Annotated in this window: 22 protein-coding genes; 12 read left to right on the top strand and 10 right to left on the bottom strand. The window is 73.8% G+C overall.

Annotation, left to right across the window (positions count from 1 at the left end):
- Position 1: 1 nt before the first annotated feature.
- Genes KW076_RS04975 through proC form a run of 3 tightly spaced genes read left to right on the top strand, consistent with a single transcriptional unit; the run spans position 2 to position 2,818 of the window.
- Positions 2-1,024, top strand: coding sequence for a Ppx/GppA family phosphatase (locus KW076_RS04975; protein WP_224356494.1), 1,023 nt, complete (start codon positions 2-4; stop codon positions 1,022-1,024).
- 1 nt (position 1,025) lies between these two features.
- Complete coding sequence (locus tag KW076_RS04980) at positions 1,026-1,937, top strand: sugar phosphate isomerase/epimerase family protein (protein ID WP_224356495.1); 912 nt, start codon at positions 1,026-1,028, stop codon at positions 1,935-1,937.
- Positions 1,938-1,960: 23 nt separating this feature from the next.
- Positions 1,961-2,818, top strand: a complete 858-nt coding sequence (proC, locus tag KW076_RS04985; protein WP_224356496.1) for a pyrroline-5-carboxylate reductase — start codon at positions 1,961-1,963, stop codon at positions 2,816-2,818.
- 51 nt (positions 2,819-2,869) lie between these two features.
- Here the strand turns inward: proC and KW076_RS04990 are convergent, their stop codons facing one another.
- Genes KW076_RS04990 through KW076_RS05000 form a run of 3 tightly spaced genes read right to left on the bottom strand, consistent with a single transcriptional unit; the run spans position 2,870 to position 5,543 of the window.
- Positions 2,870-3,442, bottom strand: a complete 573-nt coding sequence (locus KW076_RS04990; RefSeq protein ID WP_224356497.1) for an ATP-binding protein — start codon at positions 3,440-3,442, stop codon at positions 2,870-2,872.
- A gap of 54 nt (positions 3,443-3,496) precedes the next feature.
- The gene (locus KW076_RS04995; RefSeq protein ID WP_224356498.1) at positions 3,497-4,171 is read right to left on the bottom strand and encodes a potassium channel family protein; all 675 of its coding nucleotides are present in this window, start codon (positions 4,169-4,171) and stop codon (positions 3,497-3,499) included.
- Entirely contained in the window at positions 4,164-5,543 is a 1,380-nt protein-coding gene (locus KW076_RS05000; protein ID WP_224356499.1) for a TrkH family potassium uptake protein, read from the bottom strand. Before KW076_RS05000 ends, KW076_RS04995 begins: the two co-directional genes overlap by 8 nt.
- A gap of 225 nt (positions 5,544-5,768) precedes the next feature.
- Between KW076_RS05000 and KW076_RS05005 the strand changes: the two genes are divergently transcribed.
- From KW076_RS05005 to KW076_RS05015, 3 genes are all read left to right on the top strand, one after another.
- Positions 5,769-6,962 carry an acetoin utilization protein AcuC gene (locus KW076_RS05005; RefSeq protein WP_370643467.1) on the top strand — a complete coding sequence of 398 codons (1,194 nt, stop codon included), beginning with the start codon at positions 5,769-5,771 and terminating at the stop codon, positions 6,960-6,962.
- A gap of 138 nt (positions 6,963-7,100) precedes the next feature.
- Positions 7,101-7,199: a 30S ribosomal protein bS22 gene (locus tag KW076_RS05010; protein WP_003792170.1), complete on the top strand. Its 99-nt coding sequence runs from the start codon at positions 7,101-7,103 to the stop codon at positions 7,197-7,199.
- A gap of 90 nt (positions 7,200-7,289) precedes the next feature.
- A complete protein-coding gene (locus KW076_RS05015) occupies positions 7,290-7,556 on the top strand; it encodes a glutaredoxin family protein (protein ID WP_370643464.1) in 267 nt (88 codons plus the stop codon).
- A 1-nt stretch (position 7,557) separates the two neighbouring features.
- On the opposite strand, the gene KW076_RS05020 is transcribed toward KW076_RS05015, so the two are convergent.
- The gene (locus KW076_RS05020) at positions 7,558-8,256 is read right to left on the bottom strand and encodes a hypothetical protein (protein WP_224356500.1); all 699 of its coding nucleotides are present in this window, start codon (positions 8,254-8,256) and stop codon (positions 7,558-7,560) included.
- 135 nt (positions 8,257-8,391) lie between these two features.
- Between KW076_RS05020 and KW076_RS05025 the strand changes: the two genes are divergently transcribed.
- The 5 genes from KW076_RS05025 (at position 8,392) to ccsB (ending at position 13,365) form a co-directional block, all read left to right on the top strand.
- Positions 8,392-9,066, top strand: a complete 675-nt coding sequence (locus KW076_RS05025; RefSeq protein ID WP_224356501.1) for a histidine phosphatase family protein — start codon at positions 8,392-8,394, stop codon at positions 9,064-9,066.
- Positions 9,067-9,182: 116 nt separating this feature from the next.
- Positions 9,183-9,794: a TlpA family protein disulfide reductase gene (locus KW076_RS05030; protein WP_224356502.1), complete on the top strand. Its 612-nt coding sequence runs from the start codon at positions 9,183-9,185 to the stop codon at positions 9,792-9,794.
- 9 nt (positions 9,795-9,803) lie between these two features.
- Positions 9,804-10,562, top strand: a complete 759-nt coding sequence (locus KW076_RS05035) for a cytochrome c biogenesis CcdA family protein (protein WP_224356503.1) — start codon at positions 9,804-9,806, stop codon at positions 10,560-10,562.
- Entirely contained in the window at positions 10,544-12,250 is a 1,707-nt protein-coding gene (gene resB / locus KW076_RS05040; RefSeq protein ID WP_434084356.1) for a cytochrome c biogenesis protein ResB, read from the top strand. Before KW076_RS05035 ends, resB begins: the two co-directional genes overlap by 19 nt.
- A 2-nt stretch (positions 12,251-12,252) precedes the next feature.
- Positions 12,253-13,365 (top strand): c-type cytochrome biogenesis protein CcsB, encoded by a 1,113-nt coding sequence (gene ccsB / locus KW076_RS05045; RefSeq protein ID WP_224356505.1) that lies wholly within the window; start codon positions 12,253-12,255, stop codon positions 13,363-13,365.
- Positions 13,366-13,470: 105 nt separating this feature from the next.
- Here ccsB and KW076_RS05050 read toward each other — a convergent pair whose 3' ends face one another.
- On the bottom strand, positions 13,471-13,875 hold the full coding sequence (locus KW076_RS05050) for a PLDc N-terminal domain-containing protein (RefSeq protein WP_224356506.1): 405 nt from the start codon (positions 13,873-13,875) through the stop codon (positions 13,471-13,473).
- Between the two features lie 41 nt (positions 13,876-13,916).
- On the opposite strand from KW076_RS05050, the gene KW076_RS05055 reads away from it, so the two are divergent.
- Complete coding sequence (locus KW076_RS05055; RefSeq protein WP_224356507.1) at positions 13,917-14,192, top strand: DUF4229 domain-containing protein; 276 nt, start codon at positions 13,917-13,919, stop codon at positions 14,190-14,192.
- A 25-nt stretch (positions 14,193-14,217) separates the two neighbouring features.
- Here the strand turns inward: KW076_RS05055 and KW076_RS05060 are convergent, their stop codons facing one another.
- The 5 genes from KW076_RS05060 to KW076_RS05080 form a co-directional block, all read right to left on the bottom strand.
- Entirely contained in the window at positions 14,218-15,090 is an 873-nt protein-coding gene (locus tag KW076_RS05060) for a 1,4-dihydroxy-2-naphthoate polyprenyltransferase (RefSeq protein WP_224356508.1), read from the bottom strand.
- 127 nt (positions 15,091-15,217) lie between these two features.
- The gene (locus tag KW076_RS05065) at positions 15,218-16,399 is read right to left on the bottom strand and encodes an AMP-binding protein (RefSeq protein WP_224356509.1); all 1,182 of its coding nucleotides are present in this window, start codon (positions 16,397-16,399) and stop codon (positions 15,218-15,220) included.
- A gap of 66 nt (positions 16,400-16,465) precedes the next feature.
- Positions 16,466-18,031 (bottom strand): aspartate:alanine exchanger family transporter, encoded by a 1,566-nt coding sequence (locus KW076_RS05070; protein WP_224356510.1) that lies wholly within the window; start codon positions 18,029-18,031, stop codon positions 16,466-16,468.
- A 31-nt stretch (positions 18,032-18,062) separates the two neighbouring features.
- The gene (locus KW076_RS05075) at positions 18,063-19,037 is read right to left on the bottom strand and encodes a 1,4-dihydroxy-2-naphthoyl-CoA synthase (protein WP_224356511.1); all 975 of its coding nucleotides are present in this window, start codon (positions 19,035-19,037) and stop codon (positions 18,063-18,065) included.
- A gap of 228 nt (positions 19,038-19,265) precedes the next feature.
- Positions 19,266-20,672: a glucose-6-phosphate dehydrogenase gene (locus tag KW076_RS05080; RefSeq protein ID WP_224356512.1), complete on the bottom strand. Its 1,407-nt coding sequence runs from the start codon at positions 20,670-20,672 to the stop codon at positions 19,266-19,268.
- Between the last annotated feature and the right edge of the window lie 61 nt (positions 20,673-20,733).

A 20,733-nucleotide genomic window follows, 5' to 3' on the forward strand; every position in this document is an offset into this window, starting at 1 on the left:
CGTGCGCCTGGGCGTCCTGGACATCGGGTCCAACACGGTCCACCTGCTCCTGGTGGAGGCCCGCGCCGGCGCGCGGCCGACCCCCTACGCGGAGCACAAGCGTTCCCTTCCGCTGATCCGCTACCTGGACGAGTCCGGCGCGATCAACGAGGAGGGCCAGGACGAGCTGGTCGGCTTCATCGGCGAGGCCGTGGCCTTCGCCGAGGAGCACCGCGCGGAGGACATGATCTCCTTCTGCACCTCGGCCATCCGCGAGGCGGAGAACGGCCCGGCCGTGCTGGCCCGGGTGGAGGCGGAGACGGGTGTGCACCTCTCCGAGCTCTCCGGCGAGCAGGAGGCGTCCATGACGTACTTCGCCGTGCGCCGCTGGCAGGGCTGGGGCGTGGGCTCCATCCTGAACTTCGACATCGGCGGCGGCTCCTTCGAGATCGCCTACGGCCAGGACGAGCTGCCCAGCCACGCCGTCTCCCTGCCGCTGGGCGCCGGCCGGCTCACGCGCGAGCGCCTCCCGGACGACCCGCCCAGCCCCAAGGCCGTGAAGAAGCTCCACAAGCACGTCAGCCGCGAGATCGAGGCGGTCTTCGCGGACTTCCCGCCGCTCGAGGCCCCCTACGTGGTCACGGCGACCTCCAAGACCTTCCGCTCCCTGGCCCGGCTCACCGGCGCGGCGCCCTCGGCGGCCGGCCCGTACGTCAAGCGACACCTCCGGGCGGACGACCTCCAGCTCTGGGTCAACCGCCTGGCCGCCATGACCTGGGAGCAGCGGGCCGAGCTGCCCGGCGTCTCCGAGGTCCGCGCCCCGCAGGTGCTGGCCGGCGCGCTCGTGGCGCTCGCGGCCATGCGCACCTTCGGCGTGGCCCAGCTGGAGATCTGCCCGTGGGCCCTGCGCGAGGGTCTGATCCTCAACCGCCTGGACGCCCTCATGCTGGAGGGCCACCTGACCCGCGAGGACGGCCTCGGGGTCGGGCACGTCAACCTCAACACCGACTCCCTGCTGCCGGGGCTCAGCCTGGGGGTGCGCTGACATGACGGGGCCCTCCGGCGCCGGCTCCCGCCCGTGGGACCCCCACGGGCGCCACCTGGAGCCGCCGCTGGTCTCCACCGCCCACCTGGCCCCCGCACCCCGGTTCGGCGCGGAGATCCCGGTGACGCTGTCGTCGTCGTCGGTGTTCCCCCTGGGCACGCAGGACGTGTTCGCCACGGCCGCGGACCTCGGGTACGACGGCGTGGAGGTCATGGTCACGCACAACGCGACCAGCCAGGACGCCCGCGCCCTGGCCCGGCTGTCCGAGCGCACGGGCATGCGGATCGACTCGATCCACGCGCCCACGCTGCTGTTCACCCAGCAGGTGTGGGGTTCGGCGTGGTCCAAGATCGTGCGCTCCGTGGAGCTGGCCCGGGCGGTGGGGGCCGTCACCGTGGTGGCCCATCCGCCGTTCCGCTGGCAGGGGAGCTACGCGTCGCAGTTCGCCCGGCGCACCGCGGAGATCATGGAGGCCACCGGTGTCGTGATCGCCGTGGAGAACATGTACCCGTGGCGGGCGCACGGCCGCGACCTCACCATGTACCTGCCCCACTGGGACCCGGTGCCGGAGCCCTACGAGCACGTGACCTGGGACTTCTCCCACGCGGCGATCGCGCGGGAGGACTCCCTGGCGAACATCCGCGGCCTCGGTGGGCGGCTGCGCCACGTCCACCTCACCGACGGCGTGGACGGGACCAAGGACGCGCATCTGGTGCCCGGCGAGGGCACGCAGAACGTGGCCGAGTCCCTGCGCTTCCTCGGCCGGGAGGGCCTGGCCGGCACGGTGTGCGTGGAGGTCGGCACGCGCGGCGTCGAGTACGCCGGCCAGCGCGAGGAGAAGCTGTCCGCCTCGCTCGCGTTCGCGCGCGAGCACCTCGGCCAGAACGATCAGTCCGGCCGGCACGAGTCCTGAACCCCGTCCCCGGAAGGAACCCCATGACCGCCCAGCCCCGCATCGCGATCCTCGGCCTCGGCTCCATGACCGGCGCCATCCTCACGGGCCTGCTGGCCGCGTCGGTGACGACGCCGGAGCGCGTCGTCGCCACCACGCGCACCGCCGCCTCGGCCCAGGCCAAGGGGAACCGGTTCCCGGGCGTGCGGGTGCTCTCCGGGGAGCAGGACGTGGACGCGAACCTGACCGCCGTGGCCGAGGCGGACGTGGTGCTGCTGGGCGTGAAGCCCAAGGACATCGTGGTGACGGCCCGGCAGATCGCCCCCGCCCTGCGCCCGGAGGCCGTGGTGGTCTCGGTGGCCGCGGGCGTGCGCGCCGAGACCCTCGCCGGGGCCCTGCCTGAGGGCCAGCCGCTGGTGCGGACCATGCCGAACACGCCGCTGACCGTGGGCTCTGGCGTGGTGGGCGTGGCCCCCGCCGCGGGCGTCACCGCGGACCAGCGCGCGCTGGTGGAGTCGCTGTTCTCCGGCTCCGGCGTGGTGGTGCCGGTGTCGGAGGAGCAGCTGCCGGCCGTCGTCGCGGCGTCGGGCTCTGCCCCCGCCTACGTGTTCCTGCTGGCGGAGGCGATCGCCGCGCACGCCGTGGAGCTGGGCCTGTCCGCCGAGGCGGCCGAGGCCATGGCCGCGGCCACCGTGAAGGGCGCCGGCGCCATGCTGGTGGATGCGGTGACCTCCGGCGAGCAGACCGCCGAGGGGCTGCGCCGTGCGGTCATGAGCCCGAACGGCACCACGGAGCGAGCCATCGCGGCGTTCGAGGACGGCGGCTTCGCCGGGCTCGTGGCGGACGCCATGGACGCCGCCGCCAGGCGGGACGAGGAGATGGGCCGCGAGTTCGGCGCCTGACCGCAGCCGGCGCCGCCCGGCCCGTGCCCCGGCTCAGGGCCGGGCGGCGGCTCAGCCCCGGACGTCGGCGAGCCACGCGAGGATCCGCTCGGCGGTCTCCTCGGCCGTGAGGTCGTCTGTCTGCAGGCCCAGGTGGGGGTGGGCGCCCAGCAGCACTTCCGCCGCTCCCGGGCCGTCCGCCGTGGTCATCGTCCAGGTGGCTTCCATCTCCCGGACGTTGCCGTCCGACCACTCCAGGTTCCGCTTCGAAGGCTTGTGTAAGAGGCGTTCCTCGGTCCTGTTGCGCTCCAGACGCGTCGCCAGATCCGCTCGCAGCTCGACGAACGCCGCGTCATCGCCTGCGGCCGCGACGCACCGGGCCACGTACTCGGCGTCGTCGGGATCCGTCACGTCCCAGACGAGCGTGAAAGCCAGGTCCACGCCGGCCCTGGCGGCCTCCTCGATCACGCGGATCCGGAACTCGTCTGTGAGGACGTTGAACGGCTCCGTGCCGTGGCCGAACACCTCGAGCAGGGGCTCGATGGTCATGTGGTTGTGGAACAACCGGAAGTCGGAGGCCGCCGCGACGGCTCGTCCGACGGTCATCTTGCCCACGGCCGGCGGCCCGAAGATCAGCAGCAGCATGCGGCCACCCTAGACGGCGCCTGAGCGGCGCCGGCACCGCCTGCCCCGGTCGGCTCAGGGACGGGCGGCGAACCGGTCGATGAGGTCGGTGTGCCCGGACACGATGAGCGTGTCCCGCGGGCCCACGCGGGTGTGCGGCTGGGCGTAGGTGAAGTCCTCGCCCGGGGTCTTCACGCCGACGATGGTCACGCCGTACTTCTGGCGCACGTTGGACTCTTCCAAGGTGAAGCCGACCGTCTCCGTGGGCGGGTACATCTTCACGATCGCGAAGTCGTCGTCGAACTCGATGAAGTCCAGCATCCGCCCGTTCACCAGGTGCGCGGCGCGCACGCCGGCGTCCTTCTCCGGGAAGATGATGTGCTGCGCGCCGATCCGCTTGAGGATCGTGCCGTGCGCGTCGGAGATCGCCTTCACCCAGATGTGCGGGATCTCCAGGTCCACCAGGTTCGCGGTGATCAGCACGGAGGCCTCGATGGACGTGCCCACCCCGACGACGGCCACGTCGAAGTCCTGGGCGCCCAGCTGGCGGAGGGCCTCGGCGTCGGTGGCGTCCGCCTCCACCACGTGCGTGAGCGTGGGGGCGAAGCGCTGGGCGAGCACGGGGTCCCGCTCGATGGCGAGGACCTCCCGGCCCTGCGTGACCAGCTCCTCGGCCGTGGCGGCGCCGAAGCGGCCCAGGCCGATCACGAGCACGGGGGCGTTCGGGTCGGTGCGCGGCTGGTCAGCCAAGGATCGGCCTCTCGACGGGGTAGCGGTAGAGGACGCGGCGCTGGCGCAGGGCCAGGGCCGCGGCGAACGTGATTGTACCGACGCGGCCGGCGAACATCATGGCCGTCAACAGGTACTTGCCGGCGGGCGGAGCCTCTGCGGAGACCCCCACGGAGAGCCCGCAGGTGCCGAACGCGGAGACCACCTCGAACAGGGGCCGCTGCAGCGGCTGGTCCACGATCGAGACGAGGGCGAGGGTGGCCAGGAGCACGAGCGTGGCGCCGAGCGCGAGCACGGAGATCGCGACGCGGAGGGTCTCCGGGGCGATCGTCCGCCCGTGCACGGTGACCTCCTTGTCGCCGCGGGCCTCGGCCACGATCGCCAGGAACATCACCGCCAGCGTGGTCACCTTGATGCCGCCGGCGGTGGAGGCGGAGCCGCCGCCCACGAACATCAGCGCATCCATGAGCAGCAGGGACTCGGGTCGGTGCGAGTTCGTGTCGTCGATCGCGAACCCGCCCGAGCGGGTCATCACCGACCCGAAGAACGAGTGCCCGATCCGCTGGCCCACCACCATGTCCCCGTGGGTGGCGGGGTTGCCGGCCTCGAAGAAGAACAGGGCGACGGCGCCCACGACCAGCAGCACGAGCGTCACCTCCACGGTGAGCTTGGTGTGCAGGTTCCAGGAGCGGAACCGCCAGCCCTTGTCCACGAGGACCATGACCACGGGGAAGCCGAGAGCGCCGGCGAACACGCCGACGGCGATCACCGTGAGGATCACCGGGTCGTGCATGAAGGCGGCGGTGCCGCCCTCGTGGATGGTGAACCCGGCGTTGTTGAAGGCGCTGACGGAGTAGAACACGCCCTGCCAGAGTCCGGTGGCCCAGGAGTCGGAGAGCGCGGCGAACCGGGGCACCAGGATCACCGCCAGGGCGCCCTCGCACGTCAGCACCGTCAAGACCACGACCTTGAGCAGGTGGCCGACCTCGCCCATGTTGCCGGTGGTCATGCCGGACTCCTGCGTGGCCAGCTTGGTCCGCAGGCCCAGGTGCCGGGACACGGCCAGGGTCAGCAGCGACGCCATGGAGAGGATGCCCAGGCCGCCGATCTGCATGGCCGCCAGCAGGATCACCTGACCCAGCGGGGTCCAGTGCTCGGCCGTGTCCAGGGTGGTCAGGCCGGTCACGGAGAACGCGGACACGGCCGTGAACATCGCGTCGTGCAGCGGTGTCACCCGCCCGTCCGTGGCCGCGGCCGGCAGCATGAGCAGCCCCGTGAACAGCAGGGCGCCCAGGGCGAAGGCGGACAGCGCCGCGCGGGCGGGGGAGCCGGCCACGACGCCGGTCACCGCCGTCACGACGCGGCGCGCCGGGGAGAGCGCACCCGAGGGCATGCGGTCACCTTCCGTCAGCGGGGAGCGGGCCGCACGGGCCCGGGACGGCCCGAGCGGGCCGCCCCCAGTATCCTCCCGTGAGCGGCCCCGCGCGTCGTCATGCGCCGGTCACCGGCGGGGGAGGGGTTGGCCCCGGGGCCCCCGGCGGATCTACCCTGAAGCGTGACCTCCGCCACGTCTGACTGCAGCCAGCCCGCCCCCTCCGCGGTGGTGTGGGACCCCAGCCTGCTGAAGTACCGCTTCAGCGCGCAGCACCCCATGGCGCCCCTGCGCCTGGACCTGACGCATCGGCTCGCCTCCTCCCTGGGCCTGCTGGACGCCGAGCACGTGCGGATCCTGCAGCCGCCGGTGGCCACGGACGAGCAGCTGGCCACGGTGCACGACCCCGCGTTCATCGCCGCAGTCCGGGCCGCCTCCCGAGAGGACGCGGAGGCGGACGAGCCCCACGGCCTGGGCTCGGAGGACTGCCCCACGTTCCCGGACCTGCACGAGTCCGCCGCGCGGATCGCCGGCGGTTCCCTGGTGGCCGCGGAGGCCGTCTGGTCCGGCGAGGTCTCCCGCGCCGTGAACGTGGCCGGCGGCATGCACCACGCCGCCCGCGCCAAGGCGTCCGGCTTCTGCATCTACAACGACTGCGCGGTGGCCATCCAGCGCCTCCTGGACCTGGGCGCAGAGCGCGTGGCCTACGTGGACGTCGACGCCCACCACGGCGACGGCACGCAGTCGATCTTCTACGACGACCCCCGCGTGCTCACGATCTCCCTGCACGAGACCGGCATCAGCCTCTTCCCCGGCACGGGCTTCGCCAACGAGACCGGCGGCCCCGGGGCGGAGGGCACCGCGGTGAACGTGGCCCTGCCCCCGGGCACCGGCGACGCCGGGTTCCTGCGCGCGGTGCACGCCGTCGTCCCCCAGCTGCTGGGCGCGTTCCAGCCGGACGTGCTGGTGACCCAGCACGGCGCCGACGCCCACCGCGGCGATCCCCTGGCGGACCTCCGCCTGTCCGTGGACGGGCAGCGGCAGCTCGCCTTCGACCTCGGCGACTGGGCGGACCGCTACGCCCACGGCCGCTGGCTGGCCACCGGGGGCGGCGGCTACAACCACGTCCGGGTGGTCCCGCGGGCGTGGACGCACCTGATCGGCGCCGTCACCGGGCAGCCGGTGCCCTCCTCCACCCCCGTGCCGGAGTCCTGGCTGGAGCACGTGCGCTCCCTGACCCCGGACGACCTCGAGGGGGACATGTCCCTGTTCGAGGGGGCCGAGGAGGACCGCTACCCGCTCACCATGACCGAGGACGCGGACGTGTGGTGGCGTTCCTGGGAGGTGGGCTACGACCCCGCCGACCCCGTGGACCAGACGATCATGGCCACCCGCCGCGAGGTGTTCCCGATCCACGGGCTGGATCCCTGGTTCGACTGAACCGGGGTCCGGCCGGTAGTGTGGCCGAGAACGTTTTCCGGCGTTCCACATCCGGTGGAATGCGGGTCGGCGTGAGGCATGCCGCGGCCCCCGCGGTCGCCCCGCCCGCCGGCCCTCACCCCGACGCAAGGAGTCCCCATGGGATCTGTGATCAAGAAGCGCCGCAAGCGCATGGCGAAGAAGAAGCACCGCAAGCTGCTTCGCAAGACCCGCCACCAGCGTCGCAACAAGAAGTGACGCCCGCTCGTCGAGAGCTCCGCGAGGCCGCCCGTCCCTTCCGGGGAGGGCGGCCTCGCCGCATCCGGGGGAGGGCCTAGCATGGCGGCCATGATGACCCCGCCCGCCTCCGCCGCCCGCGTCCAGCTCCTCGTGAAGCCCGGCTGCCACCTCTGCGCGGAGGCCGAGGCCGTCGTCGCCGAGGTCTGCGACGCGCGGGGCACCGCCTGGGAGCGGGTCGACGGCCCCGCCCACCCGGATCTCCTGGAGACCTACGCCGAGGAGGTCCCGGTGCTGTTCGTGGACGGCGTCCAACGCGACTTCTGGCGCGTCGACGCCCAGCGGCTCGGGCGACTGCTGGACGGCCCCGCCGCCTGACTCAGCGGCGCGCGGCGCGCTCCCAGGCCCGCAGGCGCATGAACTCTGTAGCCTCCTTGCGGTAGGCCGTCGCGATGCCCGCGACCCCGAGGAGGCACCAGAGCAGGTCCAGCGGGGAGAACTGGCCGGACGCCAGCGGGGCCAGCACCATCAGGACGGACAGGACGGCCAGCACCGTGCCGACCGTGCGGGCGGCCCGGGAGCCGCCGCGGATCTTGGACGCGATCAGCAGGTACACCAGCAGCGCCAGCACGCCGACGGCGACCATCACGCCCGCCATGACCGGCATCATCGGCGGGAGCATGTCCTGGTACTCCCGGATCTGCTCGGGCGTCATGCCGTAGTCGCCCCACACCTTCGTCATCGCGGCCTCCAGCTCCCGGCGGCCCGCATCGGAGGTGGCCACCAGGGCGGACAGCACCGTGGAGGCCAGGAAGACGACGCCGGCCGACACGATCAGCCAGAACGCGGCGTTGATCGGGCCGGGACGACGCGCCGGCACCGGGGCGGCCGCCGGCCACCCGGGCTGGCCGCCCCACTGCTGCGGGGCGCCCCAGCCCTGCGGCGGGGCGCCGTATGGGGCCTGGGCGGAGGCGTCGGGGGCCTGCCCGTAGGGCGCCTGCGCGGCCGCGTCCGGCCACTGGGGGCCGGACTGGCCCGCCGGGCGGCCATAGGGGTTGGAGTTCTCGGTGCCGGACATGGTGCTCCTCGGGGTCCTGACCCGGACGGGTCGGGCGGGCGGTTCCTTCCCGCCCACGCTAGCGCGCGCGGGCCAGGACGGGAGGTCCGGCGGCGCCGCGGCCCGGTGGCCGGGGCGGTCTGGGAGACTGGCCCCATGCAGACCCTCGCCACGGTGCACATCGTCCGCCACGGAGAAGTCCACAACCCCGACCGCGTGCTCTACGGCCGGCTGGACGGCTTCGGCCTGTCCGAGCTGGGCCAGCGCATGGCCGTCGGCGTCGCCGAGTGGTTCCTGGACCGGGCGACCGAGCTCCAGCGCCGGCCCGCGATCGTGGCCGCGTCCCCGCTCCTGCGCGCCCAGCAGACCGCCGCGCCGATCGCCGGGGCGTTCGCCACGCAGCTCCGCACCGAGCAGGACCTCATCGAGGCGGAGAACACCTTCGAGGGTATGTCCGACGTCGCCGCCACCCTGCGCCGCAGCCCGCGCCTCTGGCCGCTGCTGCGGAACCCGCTGCGCCCGTCCTGGGGCGAGCCCTACCGGCAGCAGGCCGCGCGCATGCTCGCCGTCGTCGACCGTGTGAAGGACGAGGCCGTGGACGCGCTGGGACCGGGCGCCGAGGCGATCCTCGTCTCCCACCAGCTGCCGATCTGGGTGACCCGGCTGGCCGTCGAGGGCCGCCCCCTGGCCCACGACCCGCGCCGGCGCGAGTGCTCGCTGACCTCCGTCACCTCCCTGGTGTTCGAGGACGGCCGCGCCCTGCCGCGCGTGGAATACCACGAGCCCAACGCCGCCCTGCTGAAGGACGCCTCCTCCCTCCCCGGGGCCTGAGCGCCGGGCCGCTCCCCGGGGCGGTGTGACGTCCAGGGTTCCATCAGGGTCGGGCCCGCGCCGTAGACTCGACAGGATCCCGCCGCAAGCCGTCCCCGTCTCGGAGTGCCAGCCCCATGCCGTTCCCGCCCCGTCCCTCCCGCCGCGCCGCGCTCGCCGGACTCTCGGCCGCCGCCCTGGCGCCCCTGCTGGCGGCCTGCTCGGGCACGGACGACTCCCTGGCCCAGCAGGCGGGCAACGCGGGCGGCAAGAACTACATCGCCGGCGACGGGTCCGTGGTGGAGTACGCCGCCGACCAGCGCGGCGCCCCCGTGGAGTTCTCCGCCGCCGGATTCGACGGCGAGACCGTCTCCGGGGAGACCCTCCGCGGCGAGCCCGCCCTGCTGAACTTCTGGTACGCGGCGTGCGCCCCCTGCCGCGTCGAGGCCCCCCACCTCGTGAAGCTCCACGGCGAGTTCGAGCCGAAGGGGGTGCGGTTCCTCGGTGTGAACGTCCGGGACACCGTCACCACCGCCCAGGCGTTCGAGCGCACCTTCGGCATTCCCTACTCCTCCGTGGACGACACCTCCGGGTCGGTGCTGCTGGCGATGTCCGACTACGTGCCCCCGCAGGCCGTGCCCTCCACCCTCGTGCTGGACCGCCAGGGCCGGGTGGCCGCCCGCGTCCTCGGCGCCGTCGAGGAGGGCACCCTGCGCGCCCTGCTGGACACCGTCGTCGCCGAGGCCTGAGGCGCGCCCATGCAGGACAACCGGTTCGCGGAGATCGCCCTGGACGGCTCGCTGCTGGCGGCCGCCCCCGTGGCGTTCCTGGCCGGGCTGATCAGCTTCCTCTCGCCCTGCGTGCTGCCCCTGGTGCCCGGCTACCTCGGCTACGTCTCCGGGCTCGGCGGCGCCGCCCTCGACGGTGCGCGGCGCGGCCGTGTGGCCCTCGGCGCCGCCCTGTTCGTCCTCGGGTTCACCGTGGTGTTCATGGTGATGAACATCCTGTTCGCGCAGGTGGCGTTCCGCATCCTGCGCGACCTCTCCTGGGTGATGCAGCTGCTCGGGGTGCTCGTGATCCTCATGGGCGTGGTGTTCATGGGCGGGCTGCGCTGGTTCCAGACCGAGCGCAAGGTCCACGTGAAGCCCGCCGCCGGCCTGACCGGAGCGCCCCTGCTGGGCATGACCTTCGGCCTCGGCTGGGCCCCGTGCATCGGCCCGACGCTGGCCGCCGTGTTCGCCCTCTCCTACACGCAGGACTCGTCCTCGGTGGCCCGCGCCGCCCTGCTGGCGTTCGTGTACTGCCTCGGCCTGGGCCTGCCGTTCGTGCTCATCTCCTTCGGGGTGGAGCGCGGCATGCGGGCCCTCGGCTTCTTCCGCCGCCACCGCCGCGGCGTCATGGTGTTCGGCGGCGCCGTCCTGATCCTCCTCGGAGCCGTCATGGTCACCGGGCTGTGGACCCAGTGGATGGTGCAGCTGCAGACCTGGTTCCAGAACGAATGGGTGATGCCCCTGTGAGCTCCACGTCCGCCCCGAAGGACCCCGCGCCCCGGAACCGCACCCGGGACGACGTCACCCTGCCCGCCCTGGGCGTGGGCGGCACCCTCCGCTGGGCCTGGACCCAGCTCACCAGCATGCGCACCGCGCTGCTCCTCCTCCTGCTGCTGGCCGTGGCCGCCGTCCCCGGCTCCCTGGTGCCGCAGCGCCGCGCCGGGCCCGAGGCCGTGGACCAGTGGATCGAGGACAACCCGTTCTGGGGCCCGATCCTGGACGCCCTCCAGTTCTTCGACGTCTACACGTCCGTCTGGTTCTCCGCGATCTACCTGCTGCTGTTCATCTCCCTGGTGGGATGCGTGCTCCCGCGCGCGCTCAAGCACGCGAAGGCGCTGCGCCAGCCCCCGGCCCGCACCCCGCGCAACCTCGGCCGCCTGCCGGAGTCCGGCGTCGTCGTCCTGGAGGCGGGCGGGCCGGCCCCCGAGGAAGCCGTGCGCCAGGCCCAGCGGTGGCTGAAGAGGAAGCGCTACCGCGTGGAGCTCCGCCCCGAGGCCGGCGGCGCGTCCGTGGGCGCCGAGCGCGGCTACCTGCGGGAGATCGGCAACATCCTGTTCCACTTCTCCCTGATCGGCGTGCTCGCCTTCATGGCCTACGGCGGCATGACCAAGTACACGGGGCAGAAGATCATCGTGGAGGGGGAGGGGTTCGCCAACAACCTCGTGGCCTACGACTCCTTCACGCCCGGCATGTACTTCGACGCCGCGTCCCTGCAGCCCTTCCAGCTCACGCTGAAGTCCTTCGACGCGACGTTCGAGCGCCAGTCCCAGACCCACTGGGGTGCGCCGCTGGACTACACCGCCGTCATGGAGGTCCGCCACGGCACCGGCGGCGACCCCGAGGAGCAGGTCCTCAAGGTGAACCACCCCCTCGAGATCGACGGAGCCAAGGTCTACCTGGTCGGCAACGGCTACGCGCCCGTGGTCACCGTGCGGGACGGCAACGGGGACATCGCCTTCCAGGGCCCCGTGGTCACCCGCGTGACGGACCAGAACTTCAACTCCCTCGCCGTGATCAAGGCCCCCGACGCGCGGCCCGACCAGCTCGGCTTCGTCGGCCAGTTCATGCCCGCCGCCGCCGACGTGGGCCAGGGCGTGGAGGTCTCGGTGGACCCCGAGCCGCTCAACCCCAAGCTGATCCTCAACTCGTACTCGGGCGACCTCGGCCTCGACGCCGGCGTCCCGCAGAACGTGTACGTGCTGGACACCTCCACGCTCACCGAGCTGAACTCCCGCAGGTCGGAGAACGGCGGCATCACGCTGTCCGTGGGGCAGACCCACGTGTTGCCCGACGGCAAGGGCTCCATCAGCCTCGACGGCGTGCGCCGCTACGTCGGCCTGGACATCCACTACGACGCCGGCAAGTGGGGGGTGGGCGTGTTCTCCGTGCTCGCCCTGATCGGCCTGGCCGTCAGCCTGTTCACCCGCCGCCGCCGCGTGTGGGTCCGGGCCCGCACCGGCGACGACGGCCGCACCCGCGTGGAGTACGCCCTCCTGGCCCGCGGCGAGGAGTTCGGCCTGCGCGAGGAGCACGTGGCCCTGCGCGAGGCCTTCGAGAAGATGTGGCCGGTCTCCGCCCCGGAGGCGGACACTGGTGAGACCACCCCCGCGACCCCCGCCCCGGCGGCCGCCCCGACCCCCCGATCTGGAGACTGAGAGTGTTCAACCCCACGGCCCCCGTGAACGAGCAGCTCGCGTACTACAGCGACCTGTTCATGTTCATCGCGGCGCTCGTCTATGCGGGCGCGTTCATCCTGTTCGCCGTCGACATGGCGACCGCCTCCGCCACCATCCGCCGCCTCGAGGCCGAGCTCGACGCCCAGGCCGGGGTCGACCGGGACGTCGCCTCCCGCGTGCGCGAGAGGCAGCTGGCCGGCGTCGGCGCGGGCTCCGGCGTCGGGACCCCGGCCGGGGGCGCGCACGCCCTCGGGACGGACGCGTCGGCGTCGTCCGCGGGCCGCTCCGACGCGGAGCTCGTCGACGACGACATGGACTACACCGGGGCCGGGCGCCGGCCCGTGGCCAACGTGGCCGTGGCCGTGCTGGCCGTCGGCTGGGCGCTGCACGCGTTCGCGGTGGTGGCCCGCGGCGTGGCCGCCTCCCGCGTGCCGTGGGGCAACCTCTACGAGTTCATGACCACCGGAGCCCTGGTGATCGTCACCGTGTACCTGGCGTTCCTCATCCGCAAGGACTTGCGGTTCGTGGGCACGTTCGTCTCCGGCCTGGTGGTGGCCATGATGTGCGCCGCCACCATGGGCTTCCCGACGCCGGTGGGCCACCTGCAGCCGCCGCTGCAGTCCGGCTGGCTCGTGATCCACGTGTCCATCGCCGTGCTCTCCTCCTCCCTGTTCGCCCTCAGCGCCGCGATGTCCGCCCTGCAGCTGCTCCAGGGGTCCGCCGAGAAGCGGGCGGCCGCCGGCCGCCGCGGCTGGTCCTTCCTGCGCCTGGTGCCCTCCGCCCGCGCCCTGGAGAACTGGTCCTACCGCATCAACGCCGTGGGCTTCGTCATGTGGACGTTCACGCTGATCGCCGGCGCCATCTGGGCCGAGGCCGCGTGGGGCCGCTACTGGAACTGGGACACCAAGGAGGTGTGGACCTTCGTGATCTGGGTGGTCTACGCGGCCTACCTGCACGCCCGCGCCACCCGCGGCTGGACCGGCACGCGCGCGGCCTGGCTGAGCATCACGGGCTTCCTCTGCATCGTGTTCAACTACACGATCGTCAACACGTTCTTCCCGGGGCTGCACTCCTACGCGGGGCTGCCCGCCTGAGCCCCCGCCGTCGCGCCCGGCACTTTCGCTGAAGAAGACGTCGCTACCATCCCGGAGGGCCGGGATGGTAGCGACGTTTTTCTGAGCGAAAGTGGGGGTGGGGGATCAGGCGTCGGCGTCGGGCTCGCCGGTCGCATCGTCCTCGCCCCGCTCGCGACGCCGACGCAGCTCCTCCTCGCGGGCGCGCAGCTCGGCCTCACGCCGGTCGAGGTTCCTGGCGCGCTCCGTCTGTGCTCGCTGGACGCGGAGGGTGCGCAGGAACTCGTCGTCGTCGTCGGGGGAGGCCGGGCGCGAGGCCGGTGCGGCGGTCCGTCCGGAGAACAGCGGGACGGGGCGGCCGAGGAACAGCCAGAGGAGCGGGCCGGCGAGCGGCAGCAGCAGCACCGTCGGGATCCAGGCCCACTTCGGCATCCCGCGGTGCCGCCCGGCGGGGGTGAGCAGGGCGTCGAAGAGGGCGAACAGGGTCAGGGCCACCAGCAGGATCGCGGTGGGGACGAGGATCCGGGCCATGCCGACCAGTCTAAGAGGGGCCCCGCTCGTAGAATGGGGGGATGCGTCTCTTCCTGTACGGCCTGGTCCGCGTGGTCCTGTTCTTCGTGATCTGGGCCCTGTGCTACTACGTGTTCGGCCTGGGGATGCTGTTCTCCACGCTCGCCGCCGTGATCCTCACGTTCGCCGTCAGCTACCTCTTCCTCACCCGGCTGCGGCTCGACGCGTCGACGGACCTGCAGAACGCGTGGGAGGGCCGACCGTCCCGCCGCGGCCGCACCGAGGCCGCCGACGCCGCCGCCGAGGACGCGTACACCGACGGCCGCTTCCCGGGCTGAGCCGCCCTCGCTCCCCGGGCCACGCTCAGAGGGCGACGCCGAGCGCGAACGCCGCGGCGTAGACCACGCCGACGATCCCGGTGGCCTTGAGCACGGGGATGAGGGCGGCGCGCTCGTGGGCGTGGAGGACGGTCAGGCAGGGCTTCACGGCCACCGCGCCGGCGGCCAGCACGAGCCACAGCCACGGGTGGGCGCCCGTGAACAGCAGGGGCAGGACCACGGCCACGGCCAGCATGGCCACGTACGACGCGCGGGCGGGCCCGTCCCCGATGCGCGCCGCCAGGGTCATCTTGCCCACTTCGCGGTCCGTCGGGATGTCGCGGATGTTGTTGGCCATGAGCAGGGCCGTGGAGATCAGCCCGCAGCCGACCGCCCCGGCCCAGGCGAGGCCGTTCACGGCCAGAGCCTGCGTGTAGGTGGTGCCGAGCACCGCCACGAGCCCGAAGAACACGAACACGAACACCTCGCCCAGGCCCATGTACCCGTAGGGCTTCTTGCCGCCCGTGTAGTACCAGGCGGCCACGATGCTCGCCACGCCCACGATCAGCAGCCACCACGTCCCGGAGAGGGCGACCAGCGCGAGCCCCGCCACGGCGGCCACCCCGAAGCACGCGAACGCGGCGTGCTTCACGGTCTTCGCCGGCACGAGCCCGGAGACGGTGAGCCGGAAGGGGCCCACGCGCGCGTCGTCGGTGCCGCGGATGCCGTCCGAGTAGTCGTTGGCGTAGTTCACGCCGATCTGCAGCGCGAGCGACACCACCAGGGCCAGGAGGGCGCGGCCGGGGCGGAACTGGTCCAGGGCGTGGGCGGCGGCGGAGCCGACGATCACGGGTGCCACGGCCATTGGCAGGGTGCGCAGGCGCGCGGCGGCGACCCACTGGGAGAGCGTGGCGGCCATGGGCGGGGGTTCCTCCTGGGGAGCGGGGTGGGGATCGGCGCGCGGCGGGCCGGGTCGACGGCGGAGCGCGGCCGGGGCACGACGTCGGCCGGGCCCGGGTCATTCTCCCACGCGGGCGGGGCGACGCTCAGCCGGCGGTGAACCGGGCGGCCAGGGCCTGCCGGTCGGTCTTGCCGGTGGAGAGCAGCGGCAGGGCGTCGAGGACGAGCCACGTCTTGGGCACCGCGACCGCACCCAGCGCCGCGCGCACGTGGGCGCGCAGGACGGCCTCGTCAGGGGCCGCGGCCGGGTGGGCGGGCACGACGGCGGCGCACAGCCGGGCGCCCCACTCGGGATCCGGCACGCCGGCCACGTGGGCCGCCGCGACGCCCGGGTGCGCCTCGAGCACCGCGGTCACCGCGGCCGCGGACACCTTCACCCCGCCCGTGATGACGACGTCGTCCAGGCGGCCGGTGACGGCCAGCCGCACGCCGCCGTCGTCCGTGGGGGAGAGCACGCCCGTGTCCTCGGTCAGGAAGGCGCGGGCGCCGTCCGCGGCGGGGACGAAGTGGGCGGCGGTGCGGGCGGGGTCGTCGAGGTAGCCGGCCGCCACCATGGGCCCGGCCAGGCGCACGCGCGGCGGGGCGTCGGGGCCGTCCGGGGCCACCGCGACGGCGACGCCGGGCAGCGGCACGCCGTCGTAGACGCAGCCGCCGCACGTCTCGGCCATGCCGTAGGTGGCGGTGAGGCGCACCCCCGCCGCCTCGGCCGCGGCCCGCAGCGCGGGATCGAGCCGGGCACCGCCCACGAGCACGCGGTCGAAGGAGCGCAGGGCCGCCCGCCCGGCCGGGTCGGCGTCGGCCGCCAGGAGGCGCGCGAGCTGGGTGGGGACGAGCGAGACGAGCCGGGGGCCGGCGTCGTCGGGCAGGGCGGCCGCCCCGGTGGCGAACGCCGCGGGCGTGAAGGGGCCCGGGGGCAGGGCCACGGGTGCGGTCCCGGCCGCGATCGAGCGGGAGAGCACGGCGAGCCCGGCCACGTAGTGCACGCCGAGGGCCAGCAGCCACGCCCCCTCGCCCCCGAGCCGCCGGGCCGTGGCCGCGGCCGAGGCGCGCAGGGCCGCGCCGGTCAGGACGATCTGCTTCGGCGTGCCCGTGGACCCGGAGGTGCGCACCACGGCGACGGCGTCCGGGTCGCCGCAGCGGCGCGGGTCGCGGGCCTCGGGTCGGGGGAGGACGGCGCCGTCGGCGGTCAGCTCGACGGGGGCCCCGCCGTCGAAGGCCGCGGCGAGGGCGTCCGTGGCGCGGGCGAGGGCGTCGGCGGTGGCGGGCATGGCCCCGAGTGTAGGAGGCCCGGCGGTCGGACGGACCCGCCCGGTGGACCGGATCCGCCCGGCCGGTCAGAGCATGAACGGCACCGTGGCGATCTTGACCACCATGATCAGCGCGAACAGCTGGGCGTACCCCTCGGTCACGCGGGCGTCGGTGGACCGGGAGAGCGCGTAGTCCAGGATCGCCGGCTGGCCCGTGATGCCCGCCAGCGCCCCGAAGGTGCGATCCACGGACTGCCCCAGCAGCCGTGCCGCGGCGATGAGCAGGGCCGCGGTCAGCGCGGTGAGCACGGCGGACATCAGGATGGCCAGCCCGCCGACCCGGGTGAACACCGTCTCGATGAACGCCGGGCCGGCGGCCAGGCCCACCACGCCCAGGAAGAGCATGAGGCCGAACTGCCGCAGCGTCAGCGCGATCTCCGTGGAGGGCTCCCACACCGTGGGTCCGGTGCGGCCGATCGCACCGAGGGCGAGGCCGACGAGGATGCACCCGGCCGCCGGGCCGAGGGAGAAGGAGGCTCCGCCCGGAAGCGGGATCGTCACCATGCCCAGCAGGTAGCCCAGCGCCATGCCCGTGCCCAGGGAGATCCAGTCCAGGTTCGAGAGCCCCCGGGTCGAGTTGCCGAAGAAGTCGCGCACCGCCTCCATCCGCGGCGCGGTGGTCACGATGAGCACCCGGTCGCCGACCTTGAGCTCGGTCTGCGGGGTGGCCAGCGACTCGACGTCGTCGCGCCGCAGCCGGGCGACGTCGGTGCCGAAGCGCTCGCGCAGGGACAGCGTGCCCAGGCGGCGATCGGCCAGGGCGCGGGCCGTGACGATGACCATGGAGGTCTGCAGCGGGTTCATGACCCGCGCCGGGTCGGCGTCGGTGCGGCGGCCGAAGGCCTGCACGGCCGCGTCGATGTTCTTCTCCGTGCCGTCCAGGACGACCTCGTCCCCGGGTTCGATCCGGTCGGCGGAGCCGGCGATCCGGGCCACGCCGCCGTGGCGCAGCGCCACCACGCGCACCAGCCCCTCGGAGATCCCCGGGATCTCCCGCACGGCGAGGGCGGAGGTGGCGGCCGCGGCGGTGAAGCGCAGCTTGCCGTCGGTCACCGGCGCCGGATCGCGCGGGGAGCTGCTCCACGGGCGGGCGGCGAGCAGGGTGATCGCGATGATGGTGCCGACCACGCCCACCAGGTAGGACAGCCCGTAGCCCACGGCCGGGGCCTGCCCGCCGGTGAGCTGGTTCGCCAGCGCCATCGCCGGCGTCGCGGTGAGCGAACCCGTCCACACGCCGATCGCCGTCGGCAGGTCCAGGTGGAGCAGCGCGGCCAGCGGGTGCACCGTGAAGGCGGTGAGGATCACCACGACGACGGCGGCCAGCATCAGGGGCAGGTTGCGGCGCAGGTCCCGGAAGAACACCTTGCCGGCGCCGAGCCCGATCAGGTAGGCGAACAGGGCCAGGCCGAAGCTCTGGAACAGGGCCAGCCGGTGGCCGACGTCGGGCAGCACCGCCCCGACGAGCAGGCCCACGAACAGTGCTCCGGAGGCGCCGAGGCGGATCTTGCCCAGGGGGATGGTGCCGACGGCGGCGCCCAGGGCGACGGTGGCCATGAGGACGAGGATGGGCTGGTCGTTGAGCAGTGCGAGCATGGGCGGGTCTCCGTCCTGCCGTGGTGGTCGGTCAGAAGTAGTACGAGAAGGCGGACCAGTCCGGGTCGCGCTTCTGGAGGAACGCGTCCCGGCCCTCCACGGCCTCGTCCGTCATGTAGGCCATGCGGGTGGCCTCGCCGGCGAACACCTGCTGGCCGGCCATGCCGTCGTCGGGCAGGTTGAACGCGAACTTCAGCATGCGGATGGCCTGCGGGGACTGACGGTTGATGTCCGCGGCGTACTCGAGGGCGACCTCCTCGAGGCGCTCGTGGTCCACGGCCTCGTTCACCGCTCCCATGGCCACCATCTCCTCGGCCGAGTACTCGCGGGCGGTGAAGAAGATCTCCCGGGCGCGCTTCTGGCCCACCTCGCGGGCGAGCAGGGCCGAGCCGTAGCCGGCGTCGAAGGAGCCCACGGTGGCGTCCGTCTGCTTGAACTTCCCGTGCTGGCGGGAGGCCAGGGTCAGGTCCGCGACCACGTGGAGCGAGTGGCCGCCGCCGGCCGCCCAGCCGTTCACGACGGCGATGACCACCTTGGGGGAGTTCCGCATCAGGCGCTGGACCTCGAGGATGTGGAGGCGTCCGGCGCGGGCCGGGTCGATGGTCTCGGCCGTCTCCCCCTCGGCGTAGCGGTAGCCGTCGCGGCCGCGGATGCGCTGGTCCCCGCCGGAGCAGAACGCGTGGCCGCCGTCCTTGGGGGAGGGGCCGTTGCCGGTGAGCAGCACGGTGCCGACGTCCGGGGTCATGCGGGCGTGGTCGAGCGCGCGGTAGAGCTCGTCCACCGTGCCGGGGCGGAACGCGTTGCGGACCTCGGGGCGGTCGAAGGCGATGCGCACCGTGGGCAGGTCGCGCACCCAGCGGCCGTCGGCGTCGCGCTCCACCTGCCGGTGGTAGGTCATGTCCTCGAACTCGAAGCCCTCCACCACGCGCCAGCGGGTGGGGTCGAAGACGTCGGAGACCTTCTCGGGGAGGCGGTCGCGGTCGTGGTGCGGGGTGGACTCGGTCATGCTCAGCACTGTAGTGGCGACGACCGCGTTTTCGTTCGTGACATGGATGCCTCCGGGGATGCTGTCGTTCGAGAAACGGACGGCGGGCACGACGACGGGCGGTCACCACGGACGGTGGACGCCCGTCGTCGTCGGGGTGCCGGGACGGCATCCCGGGCCGCCGTCCGCGTCACGCACGAAAGCGGTCGACACGCCGTCCGTTTCTCGAACGGAAGCGACCGGTGGGCCTCAGTCCCAGCCCTCCGGACCGGCGGACCCGGCCGGGTACTCCTCCAGGGGCACCTCGTCCGCCTCCCAGGCGGCGATCACGGGCTCGAGGATCTTCCACCCCAGCCCGGACGCCTCGGCGGCCACGCTCAGCAGCGGGTCGCCGGTGAGGAGCCCGCGCAGCACCTCGCCGTAGGCGTCCACGCGCTCGGCCCCGAGCTCGGCGGCCAGCGGGGTGCGGCGGGCGTCGAACGGGGTGTCGGCGCCGTCCACGGCGAGCTCGACCCTCACCCCGCGCGGGTTCAGCCCGACCACGATCCGCTCCGGACGCCCCGCCGCGGAGAGCCCCTCGGGCACGTCCTCCGGGGCGCGCAGGGTCAGGATCACCTCCCAGCGGGTCTCCGCCAGCGCCTTGCCGGAGCGCAGCCGGAAGGGGACGCCGCGCCAGCGGTCGGTGTCCACCGCGAGGGTCACCTCCGCCAGGGTCTCTGTCCCGCGGGAGGCGTCCACGCCCTCCTCGTCCGCGTAGGCCGGGGTGCGCGTGCCGTCCAGCACGCCCGCGGTGTAGCGGGCGCGGCGCGAGGAGGCCGCGGCGTCGTCGTCCCAGAGGCGGGTGGTGCGCAGCACCTCGACGACGGCACCCTGCAGCCCGGCCGCGTCCACGCGGGCCGGCGGCTCGAGGGCGGCCATGGCGAGCACCTGGAGCAGGTGGGACTGCAGCATGTCCTGGAGTGCGCCGGTGCCGTCATAGAACTCCGCGCGGCCCTCCAGGGCGATCGACTCGTCCGCCACGACGTCCACGCGCTCCACGTCCGCCGCGCTCCACACGCGCGCCAGGGTCCGGTTGGCGGTGCGCAGCCCGACCAGCGCCGTGACCATGGACTCGCCCAGGAAGTGGTCCACCCGGAAGATGCGGTCCTCGTCCACCACCTCGGCGAGGGCGGCGTTGAGGCGGCGGGCACTCTCCTCGTCCCGCCCGAAGGGCTTCTCCAGGGCCAGACGCAGCCCCTCCGGCACGTCGTCCATCCCGCCGAGGGCCTCCACGGCCTGCTCCGCCACTCCCGGGCCGACCGCGAAGTACACCACCGGCACGACGTCGTCGCTCCCCACCGCCTCGGCCGCGGCGGCGAAGAGGCCGCGCAGGTCGTCGGGGTCCGAGGCGTCCGCGGCGCACCAGACGGCCCGGCCGGCCAGGTCCTCGGCGGCGTCGGCGTCCAGCGGGGTCTCGGCCAGGGCCTCGCGGACCACCGTCCTCCACTCGTCCTCGCCGTGCTCGGAGCGCGCGGAGCCCACCAGGGTCACGCGGGGCATCTCGTGCGCGGCCAGGGCCCGGCCCAGGCCGGGCAGCAGCAGCCGGGAGGTGAGGTCGCCGGTGGCGCCCAGGATGATCAGGGCGACGTCACGGGCGGCGGTGTCGGCGGAGGCCATAGGTGCTCCTTCGGGGCGGACGGCGGGAACGGTCCCGGCCAGTGTTCCCCGCCGCCGCGCG

Origin of the sequence: Micrococcus porci, from assembly GCF_020097155.1 — a bacterium.
Classification (GTDB): Bacteria; Actinomycetota; Actinomycetes; order Actinomycetales; family Micrococcaceae; genus Micrococcus; species Micrococcus porci.

Excerpts from the sequence above, each read along its gene's own strand:
- KW076_RS05050 (WP_224356506.1), bottom strand. The coding sequence starts at position 13,875 with ATGGCCCGGATCCTCGTCCCCACCGCGATCCTGCTGGTGGCCCTGACC.
- KW076_RS05020 (WP_224356500.1), bottom strand. The coding sequence starts at position 8,256 with ATGTCCGGCACCGAGAACTCCAACCCCTATGGCCGCCCGGCGGGCCAG.
- proC (WP_224356496.1), top strand. The coding sequence starts at position 1,961 with ATGACCGCCCAGCCCCGCATCGCGATCCTCGGCCTCGGCTCCATGACC.
- KW076_RS04980 (WP_224356495.1), top strand. The coding sequence starts at position 1,026 with ATGACGGGGCCCTCCGGCGCCGGCTCCCGCCCGTGGGACCCCCACGGG.
- KW076_RS04990 (WP_224356497.1), bottom strand. The coding sequence starts at position 3,442 with ATGCTGCTGCTGATCTTCGGGCCGCCGGCCGTGGGCAAGATGACCGTC.
- KW076_RS05015 (WP_370643464.1), top strand. The coding sequence starts at position 7,290 with ATGATGACCCCGCCCGCCTCCGCCGCCCGCGTCCAGCTCCTCGTGAAG.
- KW076_RS05065 (WP_224356509.1), bottom strand. The coding sequence starts at position 16,399 with ATGCCCGCCACCGCCGACGCCCTCGCCCGCGCCACGGACGCCCTCGCC.
- KW076_RS05030 (WP_224356502.1), top strand. The coding sequence starts at position 9,183 with ATGCCGTTCCCGCCCCGTCCCTCCCGCCGCGCCGCGCTCGCCGGACTC.
- KW076_RS05000 (WP_224356499.1), bottom strand. The coding sequence starts at position 5,543 with ATGCCCTCGGGTGCGCTCTCCCCGGCGCGCCGCGTCGTGACGGCGGTG.
- KW076_RS05055 (WP_224356507.1), top strand. The coding sequence starts at position 13,917 with ATGCGTCTCTTCCTGTACGGCCTGGTCCGCGTGGTCCTGTTCTTCGTG.
- KW076_RS05010 (WP_003792170.1), top strand. The coding sequence starts at position 7,101 with ATGGGATCTGTGATCAAGAAGCGCCGCAAGCGCATGGCGAAGAAGAAG.
- KW076_RS05025 (WP_224356501.1), top strand. The coding sequence starts at position 8,392 with ATGCAGACCCTCGCCACGGTGCACATCGTCCGCCACGGAGAAGTCCAC.
- KW076_RS05035 (WP_224356503.1), top strand. The coding sequence starts at position 9,804 with ATGCAGGACAACCGGTTCGCGGAGATCGCCCTGGACGGCTCGCTGCTG.
- KW076_RS05060 (WP_224356508.1), bottom strand. The coding sequence starts at position 15,090 with ATGGCCGCCACGCTCTCCCAGTGGGTCGCCGCCGCGCGCCTGCGCACC.
- KW076_RS05070 (WP_224356510.1), bottom strand. The coding sequence starts at position 18,031 with ATGCTCGCACTGCTCAACGACCAGCCCATCCTCGTCCTCATGGCCACC.
- KW076_RS05080 (WP_224356512.1), bottom strand. The coding sequence starts at position 20,672 with ATGGCCTCCGCCGACACCGCCGCCCGTGACGTCGCCCTGATCATCCTG.
- resB (WP_434084356.1), top strand. The coding sequence starts at position 10,544 with ATGGGTGATGCCCCTGTGAGCTCCACGTCCGCCCCGAAGGACCCCGCG.
- KW076_RS05075 (WP_224356511.1), bottom strand. The coding sequence starts at position 19,037 with ATGACCGAGTCCACCCCGCACCACGACCGCGACCGCCTCCCCGAGAAG.